Origin of the sequence: Streptomyces sp. NPDC059852 (genome assembly GCF_042731455.1) — a bacterium.
Taxonomy (GTDB): Bacteria; Actinomycetota; Actinomycetes; order Streptomycetales; family Streptomycetaceae; genus Streptomyces.
This window is the reverse complement of record NZ_JBHWJK010000003.1, coordinates 55,019-71,650: the sequence shown is the minus strand read 5'-3', so window position 1 is coordinate 71,650 and position 16,632 is coordinate 55,019. Positions and strand designations below refer to the sequence as shown.

General features: G+C 74.4%; 15 protein-coding genes. 8 read left to right on the top strand and 7 right to left on the bottom strand.

All coding sequences use genetic code 11. The features are described from left to right. Window positions 1-72 precede the first annotated feature (72 nt). Complete coding sequence (locus tag ACFV46_RS04665; RefSeq protein WP_361923593.1) at window positions 73-1,461, top strand: cystathionine beta-synthase; 1,389 nt, start codon at window positions 73-75, stop codon at window positions 1,459-1,461. A gap of 329 nt (window positions 1,462-1,790) precedes the next feature. On the opposite strand, the gene ACFV46_RS04660 is transcribed toward ACFV46_RS04665, so the two are convergent. Beyond that, window positions 1,791-2,231 (bottom strand): hypothetical protein, encoded by a 441-nt coding sequence (locus tag ACFV46_RS04660; RefSeq protein WP_361923596.1) that lies wholly within the window; start codon window positions 2,229-2,231, stop codon window positions 1,791-1,793. Between the two features lie 182 nt (window positions 2,232-2,413). Between ACFV46_RS04660 and ACFV46_RS04655 the strand changes: the two genes are divergently transcribed. From ACFV46_RS04655 to ACFV46_RS04645, 3 genes are all read left to right on the top strand, one after another. Beyond that, on the top strand, window positions 2,414-3,931 hold the full coding sequence (locus ACFV46_RS04655) for an aromatic amino acid ammonia-lyase (RefSeq protein WP_361923599.1): 1,518 nt from the start codon (window positions 2,414-2,416) through the stop codon (window positions 3,929-3,931). After that, window positions 3,928-4,788 (top strand): MurR/RpiR family transcriptional regulator, encoded by an 861-nt coding sequence (locus ACFV46_RS04650; RefSeq protein WP_361923602.1) that lies wholly within the window; start codon window positions 3,928-3,930, stop codon window positions 4,786-4,788. The genes ACFV46_RS04655 and ACFV46_RS04650 overlap by 4 nt, the downstream gene beginning before the upstream one ends. Window positions 4,789-4,921: 133 nt before the next feature. Further along, window positions 4,922-5,476: a hypothetical protein gene (locus ACFV46_RS04645; RefSeq protein ID WP_385497003.1), complete on the top strand. Its 555-nt coding sequence runs from the start codon at window positions 4,922-4,924 to the stop codon at window positions 5,474-5,476. A 10-nt stretch (window positions 5,477-5,486) separates the two neighbouring features. On the opposite strand, the gene ACFV46_RS04640 is transcribed toward ACFV46_RS04645, so the two are convergent. From ACFV46_RS04640 to ACFV46_RS04620, 5 genes are all read right to left on the bottom strand, one after another. Next, window positions 5,487-5,861 carry a hypothetical protein gene (locus ACFV46_RS04640; protein ID WP_062664557.1) on the bottom strand — a complete coding sequence of 125 codons (375 nt, stop codon included), beginning with the start codon at window positions 5,859-5,861 and terminating at the stop codon, window positions 5,487-5,489. Between the two features lie 14 nt (window positions 5,862-5,875). Continuing rightward, on the bottom strand, window positions 5,876-6,373 hold the full coding sequence (locus ACFV46_RS04635; RefSeq protein ID WP_361923608.1) for a roadblock/LC7 domain-containing protein: 498 nt from the start codon (window positions 6,371-6,373) through the stop codon (window positions 5,876-5,878). A gap of 82 nt (window positions 6,374-6,455) precedes the next feature. After that, window positions 6,456-7,247, bottom strand: coding sequence for a transcriptional regulator (locus tag ACFV46_RS04630; protein WP_376727263.1), 792 nt, complete (start codon window positions 7,245-7,247; stop codon window positions 6,456-6,458). Continuing rightward, on the bottom strand, window positions 7,244-7,636 hold the full coding sequence (locus ACFV46_RS04625; RefSeq protein WP_055624228.1) for a hypothetical protein: 393 nt from the start codon (window positions 7,634-7,636) through the stop codon (window positions 7,244-7,246). Before ACFV46_RS04625 ends, ACFV46_RS04630 begins: the two co-directional genes overlap by 4 nt. Before the next feature lie 180 nt (window positions 7,637-7,816). Beyond that, window positions 7,817-9,238 (bottom strand): diaminopimelate decarboxylase, encoded by a 1,422-nt coding sequence (locus ACFV46_RS04620; RefSeq protein WP_376727299.1) that lies wholly within the window; start codon window positions 9,236-9,238, stop codon window positions 7,817-7,819. A 161-nt stretch (window positions 9,239-9,399) separates the two neighbouring features. On the opposite strand from ACFV46_RS04620, the gene hutU reads away from it, so the two are divergent. Genes hutU through hutI form a run of 4 tightly spaced genes read left to right on the top strand, consistent with a single transcriptional unit; the run spans window position 9,400 to window position 14,880 of the window. Further along, window positions 9,400-11,064: a urocanate hydratase gene (gene hutU / locus ACFV46_RS04615; RefSeq protein ID WP_385497001.1), complete on the top strand. Its 1,665-nt coding sequence runs from the start codon at window positions 9,400-9,402 to the stop codon at window positions 11,062-11,064. Continuing rightward, window positions 11,061-12,278: an allantoate amidohydrolase gene (locus ACFV46_RS04610; RefSeq protein WP_361923617.1), complete on the top strand. Its 1,218-nt coding sequence runs from the start codon at window positions 11,061-11,063 to the stop codon at window positions 12,276-12,278. The genes hutU and ACFV46_RS04610 overlap by 4 nt, the downstream gene beginning before the upstream one ends. Beyond that, window positions 12,275-13,612, top strand: a complete 1,338-nt coding sequence (locus ACFV46_RS04605; RefSeq protein WP_361923619.1) for a formimidoylglutamate deiminase — start codon at window positions 12,275-12,277, stop codon at window positions 13,610-13,612. The genes ACFV46_RS04610 and ACFV46_RS04605 overlap by 4 nt, the downstream gene beginning before the upstream one ends. Continuing rightward, window positions 13,609-14,880, top strand: a complete 1,272-nt coding sequence (gene hutI / locus ACFV46_RS04600; RefSeq protein ID WP_376727266.1) for an imidazolonepropionase — start codon at window positions 13,609-13,611, stop codon at window positions 14,878-14,880. The genes ACFV46_RS04605 and hutI overlap by 4 nt, the downstream gene beginning before the upstream one ends. On the opposite strand, the gene ACFV46_RS04595 is transcribed toward hutI, so the two are convergent. Further along, window positions 14,881-16,476: a ricin-type beta-trefoil lectin domain protein gene (locus ACFV46_RS04595; protein ID WP_376727267.1), complete on the bottom strand. Its 1,596-nt coding sequence runs from the start codon at window positions 16,474-16,476 to the stop codon at window positions 14,881-14,883. Window positions 16,477-16,632 lie beyond the last annotated feature (156 nt).

Below are 16,632 nucleotides of genomic sequence, written 5' to 3'. Positions count from 1 at the left end.
TCACGGGTCTCGTGCAGGCCATAGGCTGGCGGAACACCACGACCGCATCTTTTGCAGCTACCGGAGACAACGGTGCATTTCCACGACTCGATGATCAGCCTCGTCGGCAACACCCCGCTGGTGAGGCTCAACCACGTGACCAAGGGCATCCGGGCCACCGTCCTGGCCAAGGTCGAGTACTTCAACCCGGGCGGCTCCGTGAAGGACCGCATCGCCCTGCGCATGATCGAGGCGGCCGAGCAGAGCGGGGAGCTGAAGCCCGGGGGCACCATCGTCGAGCCCACCAGCGGCAACACCGGTGTCGGGCTGGCCATCGTGGCCCAGCAGAAGGGGTACAAGTGCATCTTCGTGTGCCCCGACAAGGTGAGTACCGACAAGATCAACGTGCTGCGCGCGTACGGCGCCGAGGTCGTCGTCTGCCCGACCGCCGTCGACCCCGAGCACCCCGACTCGTACTACAACGTCTCCGACCGGCTGGTGCGCGAGACGCCCGGGGCGTGGAAGCCGGACCAGTACTCCAACCCGAACAACCCGCTCTCCCACTACCACTCGACCGGCCCCGAGCTGTGGGAGCAGACCGAGGGGAAGATCACCCACTTCGTGGCGGGCGTCGGCACCGGCGGCACCATCTCCGGCACCGGCCGCTACCTGAAGGACGTCAGCGACGGCAAGGTGAAGGTCATCGGTGCCGACCCCGAGGGCTCGGTGTACTCCGGCGGCTCCGGCCGGCCCTACCTGGTCGAGGGCGTCGGTGAGGACTTCTGGCCGAGCGCCTACGACCGGACCGTCGCCGACGAGATCGTGCCGGTGTCCGACAAGGACTCCTTCCAGATGACCCGGCGCCTCGCGAAGGAGGAGGGCCTCCTCGTCGGCGGCTCCTGCGGCATGGCGGTCGTCGGCGCGCTGCGGGTGGCCGAGCGGCTCGGCCCGGACGACGTCGTCGTGGTCCTGCTGCCCGACAGCGGCCGCGGCTACCTCAGCAAGATCTTCAACGACGAGTGGATGGCCGACTACGGCTTCCTGGAGGACGAGGGCCCGAACGCCCGCGTCGCCGACGTCCTCAACGACAAGGAGCACGGCGCCATCCCGTCCCTCGTCCACATGCACCCCGACGAGACGGTCGGCGAGGCCATCGAGGTGCTGCGCGAGTACGGCGTCTCGCAGATGCCGATCGTGAAGCCGGGCGCCGGCCACCCCGACGTCATGGCCGCCGAGGTCGTGGGCTCCGTCGTGGAGCGCGAGCTCCTGGACGCCCTCTTCACCAAGAAGGCCTCGCTGGAGGACCCGCTGGAGAAGCACATGTCGGCCCCGCTGCCGCAGGTCGGCTCCGGTGAGCCGGTCGGCGACCTGATGTCGGTGCTGGGCGCCGCGGACGCCGCGATCGTGCTCGTCGAGGGCAAGCCGACCGGGGTCATCAGCCGGCAGGACCTGCTGGCCTTCCTGGCCAAGGGCGGGAAGTAGCGGCGAATCCACGGTGAACGGGCCCGGCCGGCGGCGAACGTACGGCCGCCGGGGCCCCGGCCGTCGCCGAAGTGGTACGAGCGTGTCACGTCCGCGCAGCACACGCTTAACACGCGTCCGGCACATTGATGGGTGTCGGCAGACGGGCGGGAGCGGCTCCCCGCCCGAGCCGGCACCGAACGTCCAAGGACCTCCGGAGCGGCTCCCGGACCTCCATGGACGCCCGGACGTCGAGACCTGGCCCTGACCCGGCCGACGTCCCTCGCGGGGACCGCCGTCGTCCCGCCCCCCGGTGACGGGGGTGCGGCGGTCCCCGCGCACAAACCCTCTCAGTCCTCCCAGGCGTCGTCGCCCTTGCCGGACCCGCGGCGCCGGCCCCGGAACAGCCCCGGGTTGGTGCGCGCGACCTGGGCCACGTTCACGCCGACGATGCCGGCCCAGGCGACCAGCAGACCCGGCAGGTGGGCGATACCACCGCCGATGGCCGACAGCGGGATCGCCAGGACCAGCGAGACGATGCCGAAGCCGAAGCGCTCGCCCCAGCTGTCCGTGGCCTGGGACGACCGGGCGCCCCGGGCCGCCGTCATCTGCTGCTCGGCCAGCTGCCGGCGGAGCCGGCGCTCGACCGCGCCGTCGATGCGCTGGTCGACCTTCTCCAGGAACGAGTCGACCAGCGCGGACTCGTACTCCTCACCGAGCTCCCTGCGGGCCTGCAGCGTGGCGTCGAGTTCCTTCTTGAGCTCGGGGCCCTGCGCGTCCATTGCCGTCATACGCCCACGGTAGGCAGCGGCGGGTGCCCCACGCACTGGGGACAACCCCCCTCTCCCGGCGGGGGAAGCCCCGCCCGCCACCCGGGCGCACAGGTCGCGCCACGAGACGTCCCTTGCCCGGCTGCATAGCGTCATGCAGAGTTCTTCCTAGCTGAATAGCGGCGTGAGGGGAGTGCTGGTCGATGGGGTCGCGGTGCGTGGACCTGCCGGGTGTCCCGTCCCCCCGGCGCGCCGGGCCGGTCGTCCTCGACGGGACCGGGCTCGGCGTGCGGGACGTCGTGCGCCTCGCCGACGGCGCCGCGCGCCCGGTGCCCGCGCCCGAGGCGCTCAAGAGGGCCGAGGCGTCCTGGGACGCCGCCCGCCTCATCGCCGCGACCGGACGGGTCTACGGCCGCTCCACCGGCGTCGGCGCCAACCGCAACGAACCCGTGCCCACCGAGGCCGCCGCCGGGCACGGACTGCGGCTGCTGCGCAGCCACGCCGGCGCCATCGGCGCGGAGGTGCCCGCCCGGCAGGTGCGGGCCATGCTCGCCATACGGGCCAACCAACTGCTCGCGGGCGGCGCCGGACTGCGTCCCAGCGTCGTCACCGCTCTGTGCGAGGCACTGGAGAGCGGCGCCCACCCGGTCGTCAACGAGTTCGGCTCCGTCGGCACGGGCGACATCGCGGCCCTCGCCCAGGCCGGCCTCGCGCTCGCCGGCGAACACCCCTGGCGAGGCCCCGGGGCCCCCGCGCCACAGCCCCTCGACAACAACGACGCCCTCGCGTTCATCAGCAGCAACGCCCTCACGCTCGGCCAGGCCGCCCTCGCCCTGCACGAGCTGCGCGGACTCGTCGGCGCCACCGAGGTCGTCGCCGCCCTCTCCCTGCTCGCCGTCGACGGCTCCCACGAGGCGTACGCCGCGCCCGTGCACGCCGCCCGGCCGCACCGGGGCAGCGCCGAGGTCGCCCGCCGGATGCGCCGGCTCATCGGCGCCGACGACCGGCCGACCCCGCCGCTCGGCCGCATCCAGGACCCGTACGGCTTCCGCTGCCTGCCCCAGATCCACGGCCCGGCGCACGACGCCGCCGACGCCCTGGAACACGTGCTGGCGGTGGAGATGAACGCGGCCGCCGAGAACCCCCTCATCTCCCCGGAGGACATGGCCGCCTACCACCACGGCGGCTTCTACCAGGCCCAGCTCGCCCTCGCCCTCGACCACTTCCGGCTCGCGCTCATGCAGGTCGCCCGGCTGTCGACGTCCCGGCTCTCGACCCTCAACGAACCGGCGTTCACCCGCCTGCGTCCGTTCCTCGCCGACCCCGCGCCCGCCGCGTCCGGCGTGATGATCCTGGAGTACGCCGCCGGGGCCGCCCTCGGTGATCTGCGCGCGTTCTCCGCCCCCGCCTCCCTCGGGCACGCTGTACTCTCCCGGGGCGTGGAGGAGCAGGCCAGCTTCGCCTCGCTCGCCGCCCGGCAGACACTGCGCGCGTGCGACGCGTACCGTCTCGTCGTCGGCTGCGAACTCGTCTCCGCCGTACGGGCGTTGCGCCAGCGCGATCTGCGGCCCGATCCCGCGCTTCCGGCGGGCCGGGCGCTGGCGCTGGCCGAGGCGGTGCTCGACGACGACCCGGCCGACCGTCCGCTCACCGGCGACGTGACCGCGGCGGCGGCCCTGCTCGACCGGTTCACCGACCTCTGGAGGGGAAGCGCGGCATGAGCGCCGACAGGAACACGACCGGGACGGACGGCCCCGCCGCGCGGCTCCAGACCCTCTTCGAGGGGCACCGGCTGACACCGACCCAGCGGCGCATCGCGCACAGCATGGTGCGCCGGGCCGCCGACGTGCCCTTCCTGTCCAGTGTGGAGCTGGCCGAACTGGCCGGCGTCAGCCAGCCGTCCGTGACCCGCTTCGCCGTCGCCCTCGGTTTCGACGGCTACCCGGCGCTGCGCCGGCACCTGCGCGAGGTCGCGCCCGCCGAGCCCGCGCCGGACTCCGGCTCGTACAACGAGTACCAGCAGGCCGTCGAGGCGGAGATCGAGAACCTGCGGCACCTGGCCGAGGCGCTCGCCGACCCGCGTCCCGTGCAGCGCGCCGGGCGCGTCCTCGCCGCCTCCCGCCCCCTGCCCGTCCTGGGGCTGCGCGCCGCCGCCGCCCAGGCGTACGGCTTCGCGTACTTCGCCGCCAAGGTGCACCCGGACGTCCGGCTGCTCGACGAGGGCGGCACCATGCTCCACGACCGGATCGACGCCGCCGTCCGGGCCGGGGCGAGCGCCCTGCTGTGCTTCGCGCTGCCCCGGCACCCGCGCGAGGTCGTGGACACCCTGACCTACGCCAAGGACGCCGGGCTGACCGTCGTCACCGTCGCGGACTCGGCGTTCGCGCCCGTCGCCCGGGTCTCCGACCTGCTGCTGCCCGCGGCCGTCGGCACCGGCCTCGCCTTCGACACCGCCTGCGCGCCGATGCTGCTGGGCCGGGTCCTGCTGGAGGCCATGTGCGACGACCTGCCGGACGCCCAGGCGCGGCTGGAGGAGTTCGACGCACGGGCGGCGGCACGGGGACTGTTCGTCGAGTGAACCGGTCCCGCGTTCCCGACGTTCTTAAGGCTCGTCTCACGTTGGCTGGCTAACCTGCCCGCCACGGACGTCTGGACGACAACGAGACGGGAGGCTGAACGTGGTGCGCGGTGGAGGACATGGGCTGGCTCGGGTGGCCGTCGTCGTACGGGCCGGGGCCGCGCCGCTGTGGTGGACCGGGGTGTGCGCGGCCGGTGTCGGCGCGCTGGTGCCGGGCCTGACGGGGCGCCGGATCGGCGCGCTCGCCGGGGCCGCGCTGTTCCTCGTGGCCCTCGCCGTCGTCGCTCTCGCCCGCCGCGGACGGTACGCCGCGCTGATCGGGTCGGCCGCGCGGGCCGCCAAGCAGGACGTGCTCCAGGACCGGGCGGTGAGCGTACGGGCCTGGCGCCGGGGCCACCGCTGGTGGCTGCTGCTCGCTCTCGTCGCCGCCGTGGCCTCCGCGTTCGCGGTGCCGGTGGCCGGCGGGCTGCTGCTGGCGGGCTGCGGGGCGGGGCTGTGGCTGAAGGCGGCCTGGGTGGGCCGCCGTGAGCTGGCCGGGGGCGTCCTGCTGTGGGTGCGGGTCGACTGGCTGGACGCCCGGGCGGGCCGCCCGGCCGGCAAGGCCGTGAAGGGCTTCCGCACCACCGGCATCGCCGCGGGCGACGCGGGCCCGGGCGGGGCCCGCCGCCGCGCCGCGGCGCTGGTGTGACGCGGGCGCTCTAGACCTCCAGCTCCTCCTCGATCTTCTTCAGCTGGTGCCGGGCCATGGCCAGGTTGGCGCGCTTGGCGTCGAGGACCAGGTACATGAAGAGGCCGTTGCCGCCGCGCCCGGTGAGCAGCCGGATCAGGTGGTACTGGTCGTTCAGGGTGATCAGGATGTCCTCGATGCCGCCCTTGAGGCCCAGGTGCTCCATGGTGCGCATCTTGGCCCGGATGACGTCGGTGTTGCCCGCGGCGGCGACGTTCAGGTCGAAGGTCTTGCTGCCGCCCAGGGTGCCGAGGGCCATTCCGCTGGTGTAGTCGACGAGCGCGACGCCGGTCGCCCCCTCGATCGACGCGAGGCATTCCTTCAGAGCGGTCTCGGTGTTGGCCATGACGTGGTGTCCTCTCAACTTTCGGTAGTGGTGCGCGCGTTCGCGGCGGTGCGCGCGGCGCGCGTGCTTCTCGTACGGGTGGGCATGGGTTTGGCGGGCTCCTTCGCGGAGCTCTTGGCCGGGCTCCGCTTCGGCAGGGCCGCGTCGGCGTCGACGAGTTCGCCGATGCGGGCGCCGGCGCGGCGGCCCTCCAGGTGCAGCCGGCCGACGTTGACGCCGTCCTCGGCGAGCAGCGTCAGCACGGCGGTGCGTCCGGCGGCGTAGGTGGCGACATAGCCGCCGGTGCCGCGCATGAGCAGTTCGCGGAAGTCGCCCCGGCCGGTCGCGTCCGTCACGCGCATCGCGACGCCGAGCGCCGCCGCGGTGAGCGCGGCCAGACCGTCCGGCTCGACGCCGGGGGTGTCGTGGGCGAGGACGAGGCCGTCGACGCCGGCCGCCAGAGCCCCCGTCAGCTGGGGCACCCGGGCTCTGAGCCGGCGGAACTCGTCGAGTAGAGCGGCCTCGGCCGCCATCAGTCTTCTCCTCTCGGCACGGGACCGCTGGGGCGGGCGGGGCAGCCCGTCCGCCGTGTCGTGGTCCTCGAAGGGTTTGCGGTCAAAGGGCCTCCAGCGCATCCCTGACCCTCTTCAGCAGCGCGACATAGGGATCGCCGGCGCCGTCGGACGGATGGTCCTGGTGGGGCGGCGTCCGCGCGCAGACGAGGCCCGCCGCGGCCAGCCGCCGCAGATGCACCAGGGTGTGGAAGGCGGGCCTGCCCAGCTCCCGCGCGATGTCCACGGCCTTGCGGACGCCGTCCACCCGGGCCAGGACGGCCGCCTGCCGGGACGGCACCGAGGGCGCCGCCACCGGGTCGGCCCGCACCAGGGGCGCCCCGTCGATCGCCGGGTCCGGCCAGATGGTGCGGAGCAGGGCGCGGCGGCGCAGCGTCTCGCGCTCCAGGTCGTCCACCGGCACCGGGTGCACGGCGGCGAGCCAGTGCGCGCCGCCGTACCGGAAGCGGCCGGGGGTGCTGCTCGGGGCGAGCGCGAAGTACGCCGCGTCGTACAGGGCGCTGACCTGGGCCAGCTCCAGCACCCCGGGGGTGACGCCGTGCCGCAGCAGATGGGTCTCGTCGGCGGTGTCCTCGGCGTCCCGCCACGCGGTGGCGTCGAGACCGCCGTGGGCCGTGAGCAGCGCGCCGAGGCTGGGGGCGAGCGGGCTCTCCGCGTGCACCACCCGGCCGTCGACGAGGTGGAGCGTGCCGTGCTCGCGGTGCAGGACGCCGGTGGCGTGCTCGTCCGCGAGCCGGGTCAGCATCGGGGAGACGACGCCCCGGGCCTCCCGGAGGGCCGCCTGCCGGTCCCGGACCGGCAGCCGGGGCGGCGGGGTGCCGGCGACGACGGTCATCCCAGCACCAGCCGTTCGGCCATCTCGCCGAGCCGGATGCGGGCCAGCGCGAGGTTGCCGTCCGAGCGGGCCAGCCACAGGTACAGGCACACGCTGCTGTCGAACGACGTCGGCACGAACCGCAGCACGTGGTAGCTGTCGCGGTTGCTGAGGATCACGTCCTCGACCGGGGGGTCCGCGGCGTCGCCGCCGTCCTCCGGGCCGAACGCCTGCTGCTCGGCGGCCAGCCGGGCCAGTTCCGCCGCCTCGGCGGCCGCCGTCTCGTGGTCACCTCCCGGGGGGTCGCCCACCGTGCCCAGGGCCAGCCCGCTCGTCCAGTCCACGAGCGCCGCCCCCCGGGCACCTGGCAGTCGCATCGTCTCCAGCAAGCACTCGTCGATTCCGGGCACCGTCGCTCCCCTCCCGCCTGGGGTCCGGCTGAGTGACCGCCAAACTACGCAACGTGTGTGCGGCGAGTGAGCGTTCGGGCATTTTCCGGTGGAACATGCGCGAAGTGGCTAGGGTGGGTCGACTGGGCACCGGCACAGGGGAGTTGACCTCCCCTGTTCACAGGCCCGGCCCGGGGTGCGTCAACGGCGCCCGGGCTCGCCGATGGTGGTGAGCGCGGTGACGTGCGCCCCTCCGGACTCGGCCACGATCTCCTCGACGGACTGCGGCTCCCGTACCGTCGCGAACGCGACCTCCCCGTCCGCGCCGGCCGCGAAGCCGTACACGCCGGGCCGGGCCAGGGAGTTGTAGGCGTAGTGGTGCGCGAAGTAGTACGCGCCGGTGTCGAGCGCCGCCGCGTGGTCCCCCTGCTCCAGCAGCGGCAGCGAGGCCCGCTCGGCCAGCAGGTCACCGGAGAAGCAGGCCGGGCCGGCCACGTCCTGCGTCACGTCCGGCCCCTCCTTCGGGCGCCCCTTGGCGTCGTACGCGGCGATCCGCAGCGGCCAGCTGCCCGGCATGTACACCGTCCGCGTGGCGACCTGCACTCCCGCGTGCGTGATCGCGACCGGCCGCCCGCCCGCGCTCTTGGCGTACTCGACGCGCGCCACGATCGTGCCGTGCTTGGCGAGCAGGGACCGGCCGAACTCGGTGACCAGGCCGTAGCGGCCGTCGAACAGCCCCGGCACCGCCTCCGCGAGCAGGCGCGCGTACTGCGCGTAGGTCGGGGCGGTCGCGTCCGAGGCGAAGTTCACGGGCAGTCCGCCGCCGAGGTCGAGGGTGTCGATCTGCCGCCGCCCGACGGCCTCGTTGATCTCCTCCGCCAGCGCGTACGCCTCCGCCACCCCCTGGGCCATCAGGGACAGCGGGATGCCCTGCGACCCGGTGTGGGTGTGCAGCCGGGTCAGCCACGGACGGTCCCGGTACGCCTGGACGACCCACGCCCGGGCCCCCGGATCGCGCAGCGCCACCCCGAACTTCGAGGTGGGCGTGGCCGTCGACGTCGCCCCGATGGAACCCCCGCCGACCTGCGGGTTCACCCGCAGCCCGAGGGGGGAGAGGGTGGGGGTGCCGCCCGTGCCGCCCGTGCCGCCCGTGCCGTCCGGGCCGTGGGGGAGCATCAGGGCGTCCAGCCGCTCCAGCTCCTGCGGATTGTCGGCGTTCACGGCGATGCCCAGGGCGAGCGCCTGGCGCAGCTCCGCCGGGGTCTTCGCGGGCGAGTCGAGCACGGTCGCCTCCGGGCGAAGCCCGGCGGCGCGGGCCAGCGCCAGCTCGCCGGGGCTGGCCACCTCGGCGCCGATGCCCTCCTCGTGCAGCAGCCGCAGCACCGGCACCAGCGGGCACGCCTTGACGGCGAAGGCGTGCAGCACGGGGGTGCCGGGTGCCGTCACGGCGTCGAAGGCCGCCCGCAGCGCCGCCGCCGACTCCCGGATGCCGGTGACGTCGAGCAGGCCCACCACGGGGGAGGCCGGGCCGAGCAGCCCCTGCTCCACGGCCGCCCGCACCGCCTCGTCCCGCCGTGCCGCCCGGCGTCCGTCGTGCGCCTCGATCCCCGCTGCCTCGCCCACCGTGTCCTCCGTCCCTTCGCCGTCCACACCGACCGCGTCCAGCCAAACACCGACCGGGCGCCCCTGCTGGCGCACGGATGTATTGACTAGCTCTATTCATGAAGTCAGGATGTGAATAGCAACCTCAACAGTCATCGTCCTCGTCCGCTGGGAGGCAGACCATGTCAGGACCCCGCACCGTCCGAGCCCCGCGCGGTACGGAACTGAGTGCCCTGGGATGGCAGCAGGAAGCCGCCCTGCGGATGCTCCAGAACAACCTCGACCCCGAGGTCGCCGAGCACCCCGACAAGCTCGTCGTCTACGGCGGCACCGGCAAGGCCGCCCGCGACTGGCGCTCCTTCGACGCCATGGTCCGCACGCTCAGGACCCTGAAGCAGGACGAGACGATGCTCGTCCAGTCCGGCCGCCCCGTCGGCGTCATGCAGACGCACGAGTGGGCCCCGCGCGTCCTGATCGCCAACTCCAACCTCGTCGGCGACTGGGCCAACTGGGAGGAGTTCCGCCGTCTGGAGGCCCTCGGCCTCACCATGTACGGCCAGATGACCGCCGGCTCCTGGATCTACATCGGCACCCAGGGCATCCTCCAGGGCACCTACGAGACGTTCGCCGCCGTCGCCGCGAAGAAGTTCGGCGGCACCCTCGCCGGGACCATCACCCTCACCGCCGGCCTCGGCGGCATGGGCGGCGCCCAGCCGCTCGCCGTCACCATGAACGACGGCGTCGCCATCTGCGTCGACTGCGACCCGCGCGCCATCGAGCGCCGTATCGAGCACCGCTACCTCGACGTGCGCGCCGACTCCCTGGAGCACGCCCTCCAGCTCGCCACCGAGGCCCGCGACGCCCGCCGCCCGCTGTCCATCGGCCTCCTCGGCAACGCCGCCGAACTGCTCCCGCGGATGCTCGCCGAGGGCGCCCCGATCGACATCGTCACCGACCAGACCTCCGCCCACGACCCGCTGGCCTACCTGCCGGTCGGCGTCGACTTCGACGACATGGCTTCCTACGCGGCCAAGGACCCGGCCGGGTTCACGACCCGCGCCCGCGAGTCCATGGCCCGGCACGTCGAGGCCATGGTCGGCTTCATGGACGCCGGTGCCGAGGTCTTCGACTACGGCAACTCGATCCGCGGCGAGGCCCAGCTCGCCGGGTACGACCGGGCGTTCGCCTTCCCCGGCTTCGTCCCCGCCTACATCCGCCCCCTGTTCTGCGAGGGCAAGGGCCCCTTCCGCTGGGCCGCCCTGTCCGGCGACCCGGCCGACATCGCGAAGACCGACAAGGCGATCCTCGACCTGTTCCCGGAGAACGAGTCCCTCGCCCGCTGGATCAAGATGGCCGGCGAGCGCGTCCACTTCCAGGGCCTGCCCGCCCGGATCTGCTGGCTCGGCTACGGCGAACGCGACAAGGCCGGCGAGCGCTTCAACGACATGGTCGCGAGCGGCGAGCTGGCCGCGCCGCTGGCCATCGGGCGCGACCACCTCGACTGCGGCTCGGTCGCCTCGCCGTACCGCGAGACCGAGGCCATGCTCGACGGCTCCGACGCGATCGCCGACTGGCCGCTGCTGAACGCCATGGTGAACGTGGCGTCCGGCGCCTCCTGGGTCTCCCTGCACCACGGCGGCGGCGTCGGCATGGGCCGCTCCCTCCACGCCGGCCAGGTCACGGTCGCCGACGGCACGAAGCTCGGCGGCGAGAAGATCCGCCGCGTGCTCACCAACGACCCCGGCATGGGCGTCATCCGGCACGTGGACGCCGGCTACGACATCGCGGAGTCGGTCGCCGACGAGCGGCAGGTCCGGGTGCCGATGCGCGAGGGTGACGACGCGTGACCTTCCACAGCATGTGGGCCGAGCTGCTGCCGATCGGCCGCAGCCCGGCCTCCGGCGGCTACCGCCGGTCCGCCTGGACCGGTGCCGATCTCGAGTGCCGGGCCTGGTTCGAGGAGCAGGCGCGGACCCGCGGGCTCGCCTACGAGGTGGACCGCAACGGCAACCAGTGGGCCTGGCTCGGCGACCCGACCGCCGGGGACGCCGTCGTCACCGGGTCGCACCTGGACTCCGTGCCCGACGGCGGGGCCTTCGACGGCCCCCTCGGCGTGGTGTCCTCCTTCGCCGCGCTCGACGAGCTGCGCGCCCGTGGCACGCACCTCGCCAAGCCCCTCGCCGTCGTCAACTTCGGCGACGAGGAGGGCGCCCGCTTCGGGCTCGCCTGCGTGGGCTCCCGCCTCACCGCCGGAGCGCTCACCGTCGAGGAGGCGCACCGCCTGACCGACGCGGACGGCACCAGCCTGCCGCGCGCCATGGAGGCCGCCGGATACGACCCCGACGCCCTCGGCGCCGACCCCGAACGGCTCGCCCGCATCGGCGCCTTCGTCGAGCTGCACGTCGAGCAGGGCCGCGCCCTGGACCTGACCGGCGACCCGGTCGGCGTCGCCGGCGCCATCTGGCCGCACGGCCGCTGGCGGTTCGACTTCCGGGGCGAGGCCAACCACGCCGGGACCACCCGGCTCACCGACCGGCACGACCCGATGCTCCCCTACGCCGAGACGGTGCTCGCCGCCCGCCGCGAGGCCGAACAGGCCCGAGCCGTCGCCACCTTCGGCAAGATCGCCGTCGAGCCCAACGGCGTCAACGCCATCCCCTCCCTGGTGCGCGGCTGGCTCGACTCCCGCGCCGAGGACCAGGCGTGCCTCGACGCCGTCGTCGGCGGCATCGAGAAGGCGGCCCGCGCCCACGCCGACGCGCACGGCGTCGGACTCGACGTGGTCCGCGAGTCCTTCACCCCCGTCGTCGAGTTCGACCACGCACTGCGCGACGAACTGGCCCGCATCCTCGGCAAGGACACCGAGATCACCGTGCCCGTCCTGGGAACCGGCGCCGGACACGACGCCGGAATCCTCTCCGGGAGCATCCCGACCGCCATGCTGTTCGTACGCAACCCCACGGGCGTCTCGCACTCCCCGGCCGAGTTCGCCGCCGAGGACGACTGCGTGGCCGGGGTGCTCGCACTCGCCGACGTACTGGAAGGGCTGGCCCGCAGGTGACAGCGAAGACGTACTGGCTGGAGCACGCCTGGCTCGACACCCACGTCGAACCGGGCGTCGCCCTGGAGGTGGCGGACGGCCGCGTCACCGCCGTCCGCACCGACGTCCCCTCCCCGCCGCCCGGCGCCGAGGTCCTGCGCGGGCTGACCCTGCCCGGTCTCGCGAACGCGCACAGCCACGCCTTCCACCGCGCCCTGCGCGGCACCGTCCAGGTCGGCTCCGGGACCTTCTGGACCTGGCGCGAGGTCATGTACACCATCGCCGAGCGGCTGACCCCGGAGACCTACCACGCGCTCGCCCGCGCGGTGTACGCCGAGATGGCGCTCGCCGGCGTCACCGCCGTCGGCGAGTTCCACTACGTCCACCACGCGCCCGGCGGCACCCCCTACGCCGACCCCAACGCGATGGGCGAGGCCCTGATCGCGGCCGCCGCCGAGGCCGGCATCCGGATCACCCTCCTCGACACCGCCTACCTCTCCTCCGGCTTCGGCCGCCCGCCCACCGCGCACCAGCTGCGCTTCTCCGACGGGGACGCCGACGCCTGGGCCGAACGCTGTTCACTTCTCAAGGAACACGATCACGCGCGGATCGGCGCGGCCGTCCACTCCGTGCGGGCCGTGCCCGCCGACCAGCTGGCGACCGTCGCCCGCTGGGCCGAGGAGCGGCACGCCCCCCTCCATGTGCATCTGTCCGAGCAGACCGCCGAGAACGACGCCTGCCGCGAGGTCCACGGCTGCACCCCCACCCAGCTGCTGGCCCTGCACGGCGTCCTCGGCCCGCGCACCACCGGCGTGCACAACACCCACCTCACGCCCGAGGACATCTCCCTCATCGGCGGCAGCGGCACCGGCACCTGCATGTGCCCCACCACCGAACGCGACCTCGCCGACGGCATCGGACCGGCCGCCGCCCTCCAGAACGAGGGCTCACCGCTGTGTCTCGGCTCCGACAGCCACGCCGTCATCGACCTGCTCGAGGAGGCCCGCGCCCTGGAGCTCAACGAGCGGCTGCGCACCCGCACCCGCGGTCACTGGACGGCGTCCGCCCTGCTGCGGGCCGCCTCCGCCGACGGCCACGCGGCCCTCGGCTGGGACGGAGCGGGCACCCTGGAACCGGGTGCGCCCGCCGACTTCACGACCATCGCGCTGGACTCCGTCAGGACGGCAGGGCCGCTTCCGCGGCTCGGGGCCGAGACGGCCGTATTCGCCGCGTCGGCAGCGGACGTGTCGCATACGGTCGTGGCCGGCCGGCACGTCGTGCGGGACGGGGCCCACACCCTTGTGCCGGACGTGCCGCGCGCCCTCGCGGACGCCGTGGCAGCCCTGCGCGGATGACCCCCGGCCGCCCCGCCCCCGACCCCACCGCCGACAAGGCAACCAAGGACGCCATGAGCAACGCGACGACCGTCAGCCCCGCCCACTCGGCGAGCACCGCCAGCACGCTCATCACCAACATCGCCGCCCTGGTCACCAACGACCCCTCCCTAGGTGACGGTTCCCCCCTCGGACTGGTCCACGACGCGGCGATCGCCGTCGAGGGCGACCGCGTCGTGTGGACCGGTGATCAAAGGAAAGCACCCGCCACTGACAACCGGGTCGACGCCGGTGGCCGGGCGGTGATCCCGGGCTTCGTCGACTCCCACTCGCACCTCGTCTTCGCGGGCGACCGCACCGAGGAGTTCAACGCCCGGATGTCCGGGCGGCCGTACAGCGCGGGCGGCATCCGCACCACCGTCGCCGCCACGCGCGCCGCGAGCGACGCCGAGCTGGAGGCGAACCTCACCCGGCACCTCGCCGAGGCCCTGCGCCAGGGCACCACCACCTTCGAGACCAAGTCCGGCTACGGCCTGACCGTCGACGACGAGGCCCGCGCCCTGCGCATCGCCGCCGCCCACACCGACGAGGTCACCTACCTCGGCGCGCACATCGTCTCCCCGGACCACGCCGACGACCCGACGGCCTACGTCGACCTCGTCACCGGCCCGATGCTGGACGCCTGCGCCCCGTACGCCCGCTGGATCGACGTGTTCTGCGAGAAGGGCGCCTTCGACGGCGACCAGGCCCGCGCGATCCTCACCGCGGGCAAGGCCCGCGGCCTGCACCCGCGCATCCACGCCAACCAGCTCTCCCACGGCCCCGGCGTCCAGCTGGCCGTCGAACTGGACGCCGCCAGCGCCGACCACTGCACCCACCTCACGGACGCCGACGTCGACGCGCTCGCCCACAGCCGTACCGTCGCCACCCTGCTGCCCGGCGCCGAGTTCTCCACCCGGGCGCAGTGGCCCGACGCCCGGCGGCTGCTCGACGCCGGGGTCACCGTGGCGCTGTCCACCGACTGCAACCCGGGCTCGTCGTACACCTCGTCGGTGCCGTTCTGCGTGGCGCTCGCCGTACGGGACATGGGGATGACGCCCGACGAGGCGGTCTGGTCGGCCACGGCGGGCGGCGCGGCGGCGCTGCGCCGCGACGACATCGGCCGGCTCGCCCCGGGCGCCCGTGCCGACCTGCTGCTGCTCGACGCCCCGAGCCATGTGCACCTGGCCTACCGGCCCGGCGTGCCCCTGGTGGGCGAGGTGTGGCGGCGCGGCGTCCGCGTGGCCTGATCAGGCGGCCCCCGCCCGCCACCGCTGGCCGGCGCCGCCGCCCGCGGGCTCCAGCGACAGCCCGTCGCCCGCGCCGCCGTCCGGGGTGAGGGCCGTCCCGAAGGCGATGACGGGGCGGATCAGCCCGTCCCCGTCGACGGTGAACATCAGGTTCCGCCCGTTGCGGCCCCCGACCGAGTCGCAGTCCCAGACCCCGACGCCCCGGTCCGTGTCCCCCCGGCTGTCCAGGCAGAAGCCGGGGTCGGCGGCCGACTGGAGCACCCCCCGGTCCTCGTCGACCCGCCAGCGCTGGGTGCGCGACCCGGAGCAGCGGGCCGTGATCACGTCGGTCCCGTCGAAGAAGGCACCGCCCACGTCCAGGCACAGCCCCGAACCGGCGTTCACGACCTGCGCGAACGAGGAGGACGGCGGACGCGCGGTGGACGCCGGCGGCCGTGCCGTCGCCGACTTCGTGGGAGACGGACTCGCGGAGGGCGAGGGCGACTTCGTGGTCCGTGAGGGCGAAGGAGACGGTGGAGGGGACGACGTCGACGACGTGGTCGGCCCGGTCGCCGCCGTGCTCGTCACCGCCGGCGGCGGCACGCTCACCGCCGCGCCCGCCCGGCCCCCCGCGTCCGCCCGGCCCCCCGTATCCGAACCCGCATGGGCGACCAGGAACAGCACCAGCGGCAGCAGCGCCACCCCGAGCGCCGTCGACACCAGGACGACCTGACGGCGGTCCGGCCGTGCCTCCCGCGTGCGGCCGGGCCGTACCCGTGTGCCCCGGCCGGACGTCGGACCGCCCCGTGCCGCGACCCCGGTGTACGCCGTCCCGCCCCAGGGCAGCAGCCCCTCCGCCAGGGCGGCGCGCGGGGTGTCCCGCAGCGCCGCCTGCTCGGCATGGGCGGCGGCGCAGTGCGGGCAGTGCGCCATGTGGTCCTGCAGATCGGCGCTGTCGCGCGGGTTCTCCGGGCGTACGGACTCCTCGATGAGACGGCCGAAGTCCGGGCAGTCCGGGTCGTCGGAGGCGGCGAGACGGGTGTGCAGACAGGCGCGGGCGAGCTGCTGGAGCGCCGGGCCGGTGCCGTACGCGACGTCCTCGCGGGTGAGCCCGAGCAGGGCCGCCGTGCGCTCGGGCGGCTCCCCTTCCACGATCCCGTACCAGACCAGGCCCTGGGCGCGGTCCGGGAGGGACTGGAAGGCGGTGAGCATGGGCGGGAGCGGCCCGTCGGGGCCGCTCGTGCGCAGCAGGAGCAGCAGGGCGGGGTCGAGGCCCGCCGCCCGTTCGTCGGTCGCCCAGGTCCCGGCCGTCCGGGCGGCGAGGAGCAGGAGGTGGTGCCGCCAGGGCAGGCCGGGGTCGAGGCCGCGCGCGGCCCGCCGGGCCGCCGACGTGACGGCTCCGGCGGCCAGTTGACGGGCCAGGGCGTCGTCGGGCGCGCACAGCCGGGCGTAGGCGAGGACGTGCGGGAGGTGGCGGGCGCGCAGCTCCTGGAGGGCGGGGTACGCCGTGGTCGTGTGACCGCGCAGCAGTTCGGTCAGCCGGGCGTCGGAGGTGTCCGCGTGGATCCGGGGACCGGTGTCCTCCCGGTCGTGGCCTGTGCCGTCGGCCCCTGTCATCCCGCCGCCTCCTCGCAGCCGTGCGACCCGCACGGAGCACGGACCACCGGCGGGTATGACGGCTCATAGTGGAGGAAGGGGAGCCCTGGGGAAAGGGTTTCTGCGGGTAACCCTGGTGCCTGCCACGGGACCCGCACAGCAGCACTGTGCCCGGTG

Coding starts and splice junctions, on each gene's coding strand:
- ACFV46_RS04660 (WP_361923596.1), bottom strand. CDS start 2,231: ATGACGGCAATGGACGCGCAGGGCCCCGAGCTCAAGAAGGAACTCGAC.
- ACFV46_RS04655 (WP_361923599.1), top strand. CDS start 2,414: ATGGGGTCGCGGTGCGTGGACCTGCCGGGTGTCCCGTCCCCCCGGCGC.
- ACFV46_RS04650 (WP_361923602.1), top strand. CDS start 3,928: ATGAGCGCCGACAGGAACACGACCGGGACGGACGGCCCCGCCGCGCGG.
- ACFV46_RS04640 (WP_062664557.1), bottom strand. CDS start 5,861: ATGGCCAACACCGAGACCGCTCTGAAGGAATGCCTCGCGTCGATCGAG.
- ACFV46_RS04635 (WP_361923608.1), bottom strand. CDS start 6,373: ATGGCGGCCGAGGCCGCTCTACTCGACGAGTTCCGCCGGCTCAGAGCC.
- ACFV46_RS04630 (WP_376727263.1), bottom strand. CDS start 7,247: ATGACCGTCGTCGCCGGCACCCCGCCGCCCCGGCTGCCGGTCCGGGAC.
- hutU (WP_385497001.1), top strand. CDS start 9,400: ATGTCAGGACCCCGCACCGTCCGAGCCCCGCGCGGTACGGAACTGAGT.
- hutI (WP_376727266.1), top strand. CDS start 13,609: ATGACCCCCGGCCGCCCCGCCCCCGACCCCACCGCCGACAAGGCAACC.
- ACFV46_RS04595 (WP_376727267.1), bottom strand. CDS start 16,476: ATGACAGGGGCCGACGGCACAGGCCACGACCGGGAGGACACCGGTCCC.